We start from the raw sequence: 9,050 nt of genomic DNA on the forward strand, positions 1-9,050 counted from the left end.
CCCACAGGCTGTTCGAAATCGCTAAACCACATTTATACGATAAATGCGAGAGTGGTTTCCCCTTGCCGGATCAGGCATGCTCCGCCGATGATCGCGGTCGGATGGATTGACGCCCTGCGAGCATTCGCTAAAAAGTGCGATAAATAAGATAATATGGGATGCCGCAGTGAGCCTCGAGCTTCGTAACGTCCGCAAGGCCTATGGAGAAACGCCGGTCCTCGACGATGTATCGTTGAGCATGGCCGACCGCGAGTTCATCGCATTTCTCGGGCCATCTGGCAGCGGCAAGTCGACCCTGCTCCGCATCATCGCCGGCCTCGAAACCGTTGACGCGGGTGAGGTCGTGCTGGCTGGCAAGCGCATCGACCAGTTGCATCCTGGCGCACGCGACGTCGCCATGGTGTTTCAGGCCTATGCGCTCTACCCGCACATGACAGTGCGGGAGAATATGGCGTTCGGGCTCCGCAACGCGCGCGTGCCTCAGGCCGAGATCGATGCCCGCATCGCCCAGGCGGCTGCTGTGCTGGAGATCGAAAGCCAGCTCGACAAGAAACCGGCGCAGATGTCGGGCGGCCAGCGCCAGCGCGTCGCGATCGGCCGCGCGATCGTCAAGCATCCCAAGCTGTTCCTGTTCGACGAACCGCTCTCGAACCTAGACGCCGCGCTGCGCACCCGTACTCGGGTCGAACTCGCCCAGCTGCGCCGTCGTGTCGACGCGGCGATCATCATGGTGACGCATGACCAGGCCGAGGCGATGACGCTGGCCGACCGGATCGTGGTGATGAACGACCGCCGCATCCAGCAGATCGGCGCGCCGATGGACATCTATACCCGCCCGGCGAACAGCTTTGTCGCGCGCTTCGTCGGATCGCCGGCGATGACGTTGCTGCCGGCCACGCTGGTCCCAGGCGACGGCCCCGCGCGCGTTCGGCTGGGCGACGGCACCGAGGTTCCGACACGCATCGATCGCGCCGCCCTGCCCTCCGGCCCGGTCGAACTCGGCCTGCGCCCCGAACATGTCCGCGTCGCGGCAGCGGGCGAAGGCGCATGCGACGCCGAAGTGCTGCTGGTCGAGCGGCTCGGCGACCGCACACTTGTCTATGCCAAGCTGAACGACGGGCAGGAGATTACCGCCGAGGACGCCGGGGGGAGCACCGTCAAACTCGGCGATCGGGTGCGGCTGCGCATCGATGGCGCGGCGGCGCATCTGTTCGACTGTAACGGCGTGGGCCATCATGCGCAGGCAGTGGATGGCGCCGTATGAGACGCGGTGATCGCCTTGCCAGTTTCGGGTTCGTTGCCCCGTTCCTGCTCATCTATCTGCTCATCCTGATCTATCCCCTATTCGCGGGCATCGGTCTGAGCATGAAGCGCGTCGACCTGTTCGGCGGGGGCAGTTTCGTCGGCTTCGACAACTATATCAGACTGGCGGGCGATCCGACCTTCCACGCTGCGATCGTTCAAACGCTGCTGCTCGCGGCGATGATCGTGCCGATCCTGACCGTGCTCTCGCTGTTGCTCGCGCTCGCACTGAACCGCCCGACCCGCGACGCGGCCGTGTTTCGCGGCATCTTCTTTTCCTCGTCGGTGCTGTCGGTGACGATCGTGACGCTGATCTGGCGCTTCGTGCTGGCCCCCGATGCAGGATTGCTCGGCGAAGTCGCGCAGGTTTTCGGAACGCCGCCGCTACCGTTTCTGAGCGACCCGACATTGGCGCTCTGGGCGCTGGCGATCACCACGATCTGGTGGTCGATCGGATTGCCGATGATGCTGTTCCTCGCCGGGCTTCAGCAGATCCCGGGCGACATCTATGAGGCCGCCGCACTTGATCGCGCGAGCCGCTGGACGATCCTGTGGCGGATCACCCTGCCCTCGCTCCGCCGCACATTGGTGCTGGTGGTGATGCTGCAGACGGCGGCACAGCTGCAATTGTTCGGACAAACGCAGCTGCTGACCGCCGGCGGCCCCAATGGTGCGACGCGCACCATGGTCTTGTTCATGTTCGAAACGGCCTTCTGGCGCTGGGAGCTCGGTTATGCCGCGGCTGCGGCTGAGGTGCTGTTCCTGCTCATCGTCGCGCTGACACTTGCCCAATATTGGTTCACGATGCGAAACACGGAGGCGGGCAATGGTCGCTGATCGCACGATCACATCGTTCCGCCCGGGCGAGGGTCGCGTCCGTCCCGCAACGCTGATCGCGCTGCTGCTCGCGGCGGCGGTGATGCTGGCGCCGCTGATCTGGACGATCCTGCTCTCGCTCAAGTCCAACCAGGCGCTGGTCGGCAACAGCGGCGCCGCGCTCCAGTTTCCCTACACGCTCGAAAACTACTGGGCGATCCTGTCGGGGGATCAGGTGTTCCGCTGGTTGCTGAACAGCCTGATCGTGTCGGTCGGGACCACCATCGGCGTGCTCGCGCTGTGCAGCCTGGCGGGCTACGGCTTTGCGCGGCTCGACTTCCCCTTCCGCCGCACCCTGTTCGTCTTCGTCCTGCTTGGGCTGGCGATCCCCGAACAGGCAGTGATCCTGCCGCAGCACCAGCTGTTCGCCGCGCTCCACCTCCACAACAGCTTTCCCGGACTGATCCTGCCCGGGCTGGCCGGACCCTTTGGCGTGTTCTTCATGACCCAGTATTTTCGTGCGATCCCGCGTGACCTCGACGAGGCGGCGATGCTCGACGGAGCGTCGCGGCTGCGCATCTTCTGGAGCGTGCTCCTGCCGCTCACCCTGCCCGCCCAGGCGACGCTCGGCGTGTTCACCTTCCTCGCCAGCTGGAACAGCTATTGGTGGCCGCTCATCTCCGCGACGCGCAGCGACATGTACACGCTGACCGTCGGCCTCGCCTCGGCCCAGATGAACTATGCCCAGACCAGCGGCCTCGGCTTCCTGATGGCGCAGGCGGTGTTTGCTTCGGTGCCGATCTTCATCGTCTACGTCCTGTTCCAGAAGCACATCGTCCAGTCGATGGCGGGGACGGCGTCGCGATGAGGATAGCGCTCGCACTCGGCCTTGCCCTCCTCGCCACCGGCTGCGGCAGCAGCAGCGGCGCCGACGACGGGAAAATCTATCTGCAGCGTTTCTTCGGCGAATGCGGCGCGGCCTATGGCACCGCAACCGATGTCGCCGCGGCCAAGGGCGAATGCGGGATCATCACGTCGATGATCAACAAATTCAACGCCGAGAACGCCGGTGCGCCGGTCAGCAGCAACGTCGTCGCATGGCCCGGCTATCCGCAGCTGAGCGCGCAGTTTGCAGCGGGCGATCCGCCGGACATCGTCAGCATGCATGGCGGGGTGATCTCGGACTACGCCGCGCGCGGACTGCTCGAACCGGTCGAGCCCTATCTTGAGGCGGCCGGGCTGAAGCCCGACCAGTTCACCGACGCCAGCCGCATGGCCGCGACGGTCGACAACCGGCTCTACGGCCTGCCCTGGGACACGCATGGCGGCCTGTATCACGTTAACACCAAGCTGTTCGCACAGGCGGGGCTGATGCGCGACGGCAAGCCGATCCTCCCGCAATCGGCCGAGGAACTGCTCGCCCATGCCCGCCAGTTCAAGGCGCGCACCGGCAAGCCCTATCTCCTGCAAAGCCTCGTCGCCGACACGGCGGCGCAGACGCGGACGCTCTACACTTATCTGATGGCGCAGGACGCGGTGATCTTCCCCGATCCGCTGCACATCAAGTTGCAGACGCCCGAGGCGCGTCGCGTCGTCAATTATTTCAAGGCGCTGACGCAGGAAGGGCTGGGGACGCTCGACCAGGACACTCCCGCCGCCATCGCGGCATTCCTGAGCGGCGAAGGTGGCATTTATCCGACGGGCACGTGGATGATCGACCAGTTCCATCAGGATTCGATGACCCCAGGCCGGCCGCTGTACGGAAATTACGCGGTTTACCCTTATCCACGGCTATGGGGAAAACATGCCGAGTTTGTCAGCGGCCATGTCTGGGTCGTGCCCAAGCGCGAACGCACGCCGGCGCAGCGGGCGATGATCGCGCGCTTCTTCGCCTTCATGACCGCGCATAATCTGGACTGGGCGCGTACCGGCCACCTGCCGGCCGTGCGCAAGGATATCGACTCCGCAGCGTTCAAGGCCATGCCGCATCGCGCAGAGATCGCGCCGCTGGCGACCATCGGACACCCGCTGCCCGGCTATGTCCAGCGTCAGTCGGCGATCGAACGACTGGTCGGCGAAGAGGTCGGCGCTGCGATCACGGGTCAGAAGAGCGTCGATCAGGCGCTGGCCGACGGGGAGCGCCGCGTGAACGAGCTGCTCGCCGAACTCCCGGTGGTCAGCCCTTCTTCCCCGCCTCGTCGATCAGCGTCATCACGTCCGTAATCAGCGCGATCATCCCGTCGCGCGCCGCATCGGGATCGCGCGCCTCGATCGCGCTCAGCACCTCGCGGTGCTGCGGCAGGCTGGCGGTCCGACCCTTGAACCGGTTGGTAAAGCGGATCGAGGTGCGCAGCGCGGTTTCCACGACATCTCGGAACTGCGCGTAGAACGGGTTCGCCGAGGCAGCGAGGATCGCGACATGAAACGCGATATCCGCCTCGAGCGGATCGTCCTCGCCATTCTCGGCTGCCTCCATGCGGCGATAGCCGGCCTGGATCAGCGCCAGACCCGCCGCATCGGCGGAGCGCGCCGCCAGCCCGGCGGCGGCAGGTTCGATCGCGATCCGCAGCTCGGTGAACTGACGCAGCAGCTCGAGCGAGAAGGTGCGTTCGAGCAGCCAGCGCAGCACATCGGCGTCGAACAGATTCCAGTGCGCAGGACGCTGGACCGTCGTGCCCTTGCGCGGGCGCGCGGTAAGCAGGCCCTTTGCGGTCAGCATCTTGACGGCTTCGCGTGTCACGGACCGGCTAACGCCGTGCTGCTTGGCCAGGTCCGCCTCGGTCGGAAAGACGCGCGCGTCGTAATGACCGGTGACGATCGCCCGACCCAGCGAATCGAGCAGCCCATAGGTCAGGTTTCGCCCGCCAATCGCGGCGGAGCTCAACATTGGCGAGTCAGCCTCCATGCGGTCAGGCTCCGTTCTGCGCACGGGGCGCGAGCTTCGGTCGAACACAGGCAGTGGTACGCATCATCGGCGTTAGTAACGCGGGTCATGGGAATGCTGCAACGCTTTCGCGGCGCGCAACCATGAAGGCGTCGGCGGCGATGCGCAGCGGCTCGCGATCGATGGCGCAGGCGCGCGCGTCGATCAGCGTGGCGAAACGATCGTAGATCTGTGGATACTCGCCCAGGTCATCGAGCGGTTGATCAGCGCCGTCGACTATCAGACGTGCGCCACCGTCGCGCAGTTCGATCGCGCGTCCGTCCTGCGTCCCGATCCGGATGATCCACTCCTCCCCCGCATCGAACCGCCAGTCGAACTCGGCGCGCCAGTCCCCGCCGATGAAGTCGATCGACGCGGCAATCGGAGCCTGGCGGTTCTCCGGCACCGATAGCGTGGCGGCGCGGACGAGCAGCGGCATTGGCGCAATCTGCGACAGAATCGACAGCGCGTTGATTCCGGTATCGAACACACCGAACCCGCCGGCATTCCAGATCCACTCCTGACCCGGATGCCATTTGCGCACGTCTTCGCGCCACGAAACATCCAACGTCTCGATGACTGCATCCGCCAGCAGCGCGGCCGCCGGGGCAACCCCTGGCGCGAATTGGGAATGCCACGCGGTGTAGAGCACCCGGCCCCCCTCCTGTGCCAACGCGTTCAGCGCGTCGAGCTCACCTAGCGTCGTCGTGGGCGGCTTTTCGAGCAGCACGTCGAACCCGGCGCACAACGCGTCGCGGGCGAGATCATGGCGCGCGCTGGGCGGCGTACAGATCGCGATCGCGTCCGCCGCCCCGCCCATCGCCGTCAGAAGTTCCGCGGCGTCGGCGTACCAGGGCACACCGATGCCCGGATCGTCAGCGGGTGTGGCGACCGCAACCAGCTCGAAGCGTGGATCGGCGGCAATGGCTGGCAAATGCTGGTCCGCAGCGATTTTGCCGAATCCGATGATGGCGACGCGGATCATCCTATCGCGCTCCGATCGCCGCGACGAACGCGCGGGCCTGCGCGGCGACCTCCGCGCTGGCTTGCCCGGGTCGATAGAGCGCACCGCCGAGCCCAAAGCCGTCGGCCCCCGCAGCGACATAGGGTGCCATTGCATTGGGAGTAATTCCGCCGACCACGACCAGCGGGACGTCGCGCGGAAGCACGGCACGCTGGGCCTTCACCACGGCGGGCGACGCCGCCTCGGCGGGAAACAGCTTGAGCACATGCGCACCCGCTTCGAGCGCGGTGAACGCTTCGCTGGGTGTGAAATAGCCGGGGGCCGACACTAGGCCGGCTGCAGCGGTGGCGGCGATCACCTGCGGATTGACGCACGGCGACACGATGATCTGCCCCCCGGCATCCGCGACCTGCGTCACCTGATCGACCGTCAACACGGTGCCAGCACCGATCAGCGCAGCGTCGCCAAGGCGGCGAGACAGCCGCTCGACGCTCGCCAGCGGATCGGGCGAATTCAGCGGCACCTCGATGATGCGGATGCCCGCCTCGACCAGCGCATCGCCAACCGCCTCGACCGCGTCCGGAGTGACGCCGCGAATGATCGCGATCAGCGGACAGGCGGCAAAGTGGGTCGTGAAGGCTTCAAGCGAACCAGTCATAGAAACTCCGTGATGCGGCGAATGCCGGCCAGAAACGCCGCCTCGCTATCGATTACGTTGCCAAGGGTCCCAGTCTGACCGAGCGCAGCGGAATAGAGCGCGCACAGCGCGGGCGCGCCGACGAGCGCGACAGTGCCACCCGGCGCGCGACCCACCAGCGCGGCCCGCACGTCGCTGCCAATCAGCAAGCCGCTGGCATAGCGCGCATCGCTCCGCCCGCCGCCGAGCAAATGCCGCGCGCGAATGCCAAACAGCGATGCAAGCAGGTCGGAACCGTCCAATGCATCGGCAACGCCGGCAGCAAAGGATTCGTCCGCAACGACATCGCCGACCATTTGCGCGGACAAGATCGAATGATCGCGCAATACCGCGAACAGCTCCCCCGTCATCATCGTGCGAAACGCGTCGATCCGGCCGTCGCGCAGCGCAATCCACTTGGCGTGGGTGCCGGGATGGCAGATCAGCCCGTCGCCCGGCACCAGCTCCGCGGCGACAGCGCCCAGCGCCTGCACTTCCTCGCCGCGCATCACGTCCGCGCCAGTCCCGCGCTGGCATACGCCCGGCACAATGCCGACCCGCCCGGCTTCGATCCAGCAGATCGCTGCCGCCAGCGCCTGCGCATCGGCGGGGCAGTCGACATAGGGCGCCTCACGCCAGCCGCGGTTCGACCCGGCCATCCCGGCAACCAGCATCGCACGGTCGCCCAGTGCCGCGCGGATTTCCGCTGCAGCGTCATCGAACCCGCCCGGCGCGACCGACAGAACGCCCTTGGCATCCTCCAGCTTCGCGATCACGCGGCCCGCAGGATCGACCGAATAGGCACGACGATTGGTCGATCCCCAATCGACCGCGATATACCCCTCGCGCCAGCTCATCGGCGGCTCACTTTACGTCTCGGTTCCATCGCGGCGGATCATACAGCCACGTCCCGCCCTTGCTAGATACAATTTATCAGATAAATAGGTTTAATGACCTGGGGTTTTGAGGTGACCATGAAGATTGCGCGTATCGAGACGTTTCACGTCCCGCCCCGTTGGCTGTTCGTCCGCGTCGAGGCGGAGGATGGCTGTTTCGGGTGGGGCGAAGCGAGCCTCGAAGGACATAGCGAGGCGGTCGATGGTGCATTCGAATCGCTGCGTGATCGTTTCATCGGCGCCGACCCGCGCCGGATCGAGGATGTGTGGCAGGTCGCCTATCGCGGCGGCTTTTATCGCGGCGGCGCGGTGCTGATGTCGGCCCTCGCCGGGCTCGACCAGGCGCTGTGGGATCTCAAGGGGCGCCACTACGGCCTTCCGGCGTGGGAGATGCTCGGCGGTCAGGTCCGCGACAAGGTCCGTGCCTATGCCTGGATCGGCGGGGACCGCCCCGACGACGTCGGTGAAGCCGCGGCGGCGCGCAAAGCGCAGGGCTTCTCGGCGGTCAAGATGAATGCCACGTCCGAACTGGACTATCTCACCGCACCCCGGTTCGACGACGTGGTGGAGCGGGTTCGCGCCGCACAGGCGGCCGGGATGGATGTGGGCCTTGATTTTCATGGTCGGGTGCATCGCGGCATGGCGAAGCAACTTGCCAAAGCGCTCGAACCGCTGGGACTGCTCTTCATCGAAGAGCCGATCCTGTCAGAAAATCCCGAAGTGCTGACCCAGATTTCGAGCCAGGTCAGCATCCCGATCGCCTTGGGCGAGCGGCTCTATTCACGCTGGGACTTCAAATCGCTTCTCTCCAGCGGCGCGGTCGATATCATCCAGCCCGACCTCAGCCATGCCGGGGGGCTCAGCGAGTGCCGCCGGATCGCGGCGATGGCCGAAGCCTACGACGTCGCCGTAGCGCCGCACTGTCCGCTCGGCCCGCTCGCGCTCGCGGCCTGCCTCCAACTCGCCGGATGCACGCCCAATGTCGTGCTGCAGGAGATGTCGCTCGGCATCCACTATAATGCCGGCCACGATTTGCTGCACTTCTGCGCCAATCCCGACGTGCTGACGCCGGTTGACGGCTATCTGCCCATCCCGACCGGTCCGGGCCTGGGCGTCGAGGTCGACGAAGCCGCCGTCCGTGCGGCGCATGCCGACAAGGTGCGCTGGCGGAATCCGATCTGGCGACAGGCAGACGGCAGCTTTGCGGAGTGGTGAGGCCGCCGATGATCCCAATATCCGATAAATCTTATAATTACCTTGCCACTACGGCCGCTGGGCTTCTATAGCGGAGGCAAGAAGAGTCGCGGTTCATGCGACCAGCTCGATGCGAACGATCAAATGGGGAGGATATTCATGCGTTTGAGAACTCTGATCCGGTGCACCGGCTCCGTGGCGGCGATCGCGCTCGCGGCAGCGCCGGTGTGGGCCCAGGAAACGGCGGATCCCGCTCCGGATGCGCAGGAATCGCCCGCG

Annotated in this window: 9 protein-coding genes; 5 read left to right on the forward strand and 4 right to left on the reverse strand. The window is 65.8% G+C overall.

All coding sequences use genetic code 11. The features are described 5' to 3' along the window. Nucleotides 1–166: 166 nt before the first annotated feature. From AX681_RS05890 to AX681_RS05905, 4 genes are read left to right on the forward strand one after another with little or no spacing between them, the layout of a single operon-like run. Nucleotides 167–1,264, forward strand: a complete 1,098-nt coding sequence (locus AX681_RS05890; RefSeq protein ID WP_066664790.1) for an ABC transporter ATP-binding protein — start codon at nucleotides 167–169, stop codon at nucleotides 1,262–1,264. Then, the gene (locus tag AX681_RS05895) at nucleotides 1,261–2,139 is read left to right on the forward strand and encodes a carbohydrate ABC transporter permease (protein ID WP_066664792.1); all 879 of its coding nucleotides are present in this window, start codon (nucleotides 1,261–1,263) and stop codon (nucleotides 2,137–2,139) included. The genes AX681_RS05890 and AX681_RS05895 overlap by 4 nt, the downstream gene beginning before the upstream one ends. Continuing rightward, a complete protein-coding gene (locus tag AX681_RS05900; protein WP_082738149.1) occupies nucleotides 2,129–2,986 on the forward strand; it encodes a carbohydrate ABC transporter permease in 858 nt (285 codons plus the stop codon). The genes AX681_RS05895 and AX681_RS05900 overlap by 11 nt, the downstream gene beginning before the upstream one ends. Beyond that, nucleotides 2,983–4,341 carry an extracellular solute-binding protein gene (locus tag AX681_RS05905; RefSeq protein WP_082738151.1) on the forward strand — a complete coding sequence of 453 codons (1,359 nt, stop codon included), beginning with the start codon at nucleotides 2,983–2,985 and terminating at the stop codon, nucleotides 4,339–4,341. Before AX681_RS05900 ends, AX681_RS05905 begins: the two co-directional genes overlap by 4 nt. On the opposite strand, the gene AX681_RS05910 is transcribed toward AX681_RS05905, so the two are convergent. From AX681_RS05910 to AX681_RS05925, 4 genes are all read right to left on the reverse strand, one after another. Next, nucleotides 4,295–5,005 carry a FadR/GntR family transcriptional regulator gene (locus tag AX681_RS05910; protein WP_231733860.1) on the reverse strand — a complete coding sequence of 237 codons (711 nt, stop codon included), beginning with the start codon at nucleotides 5,003–5,005 and terminating at the stop codon, nucleotides 4,295–4,297. The two genes, AX681_RS05905 and AX681_RS05910, sit on opposite strands and share 47 nt — an antisense overlap. Before the next feature lie 103 nt (nucleotides 5,006–5,108). After that, a complete protein-coding gene (locus AX681_RS05915; RefSeq protein WP_066681937.1) occupies nucleotides 5,109–6,026 on the reverse strand; it encodes a Gfo/Idh/MocA family protein in 918 nt (305 codons plus the stop codon). Between the two features lies 1 nt (nucleotide 6,027). Next, the gene (locus AX681_RS05920) at nucleotides 6,028–6,663 is read right to left on the reverse strand and encodes a 2-dehydro-3-deoxy-6-phosphogalactonate aldolase (RefSeq protein WP_066660186.1); all 636 of its coding nucleotides are present in this window, start codon (nucleotides 6,661–6,663) and stop codon (nucleotides 6,028–6,030) included. Further along, complete coding sequence (locus AX681_RS05925) at nucleotides 6,660–7,538, reverse strand: 2-dehydro-3-deoxygalactonokinase (protein ID WP_066660188.1); 879 nt, start codon at nucleotides 7,536–7,538, stop codon at nucleotides 6,660–6,662. Before AX681_RS05925 ends, AX681_RS05920 begins: the two co-directional genes overlap by 4 nt. A 117-nt stretch (nucleotides 7,539–7,655) precedes the next feature. Between AX681_RS05925 and dgoD the strand changes: the two genes are divergently transcribed. Then, nucleotides 7,656–8,792: a galactonate dehydratase gene (gene dgoD, locus AX681_RS05930; protein WP_066660191.1), complete on the forward strand. Its 1,137-nt coding sequence runs from the start codon at nucleotides 7,656–7,658 to the stop codon at nucleotides 8,790–8,792. Nucleotides 8,793–9,050: the final 258 nt, after the last annotated feature.

Source organism: Sphingomonas sp. CCH9-E2 (assembly GCF_001557215.1).
GTDB lineage: Bacteria > Pseudomonadota > Alphaproteobacteria > Sphingomonadales > Sphingomonadaceae > Sphingomonas.

Bases quoted from the DNA above. Each gene is read 5' to 3' on its own strand.
- AX681_RS05895 (WP_066664792.1), top strand. From the start codon at position 1,261: ATGAGACGCGGTGATCGCCTTGCCAGTTTCGGGTTCGTTGCCCCGTTC.
- AX681_RS05900 (WP_082738149.1), top strand. From the start codon at position 2,129: ATGGTCGCTGATCGCACGATCACATCGTTCCGCCCGGGCGAGGGTCGC.
- AX681_RS05905 (WP_082738151.1), top strand. From the start codon at position 2,983: ATGAGGATAGCGCTCGCACTCGGCCTTGCCCTCCTCGCCACCGGCTGC.
- AX681_RS05910 (WP_231733860.1), bottom strand. From the start codon at position 5,005: ATGTTGAGCTCCGCCGCGATTGGCGGGCGAAACCTGACCTATGGGCTG.
- AX681_RS05915 (WP_066681937.1), bottom strand. From the start codon at position 6,026: ATGATCCGCGTCGCCATCATCGGATTCGGCAAAATCGCTGCGGACCAG.
- AX681_RS05920 (WP_066660186.1), bottom strand. From the start codon at position 6,663: ATGACTGGTTCGCTTGAAGCCTTCACGACCCACTTTGCCGCCTGTCCG.
- AX681_RS05925 (WP_066660188.1), bottom strand. From the start codon at position 7,538: ATGAGCTGGCGCGAGGGGTATATCGCGGTCGATTGGGGATCGACCAAT.
- dgoD (WP_066660191.1), top strand. From the start codon at position 7,656: ATGAAGATTGCGCGTATCGAGACGTTTCACGTCCCGCCCCGTTGGCTG.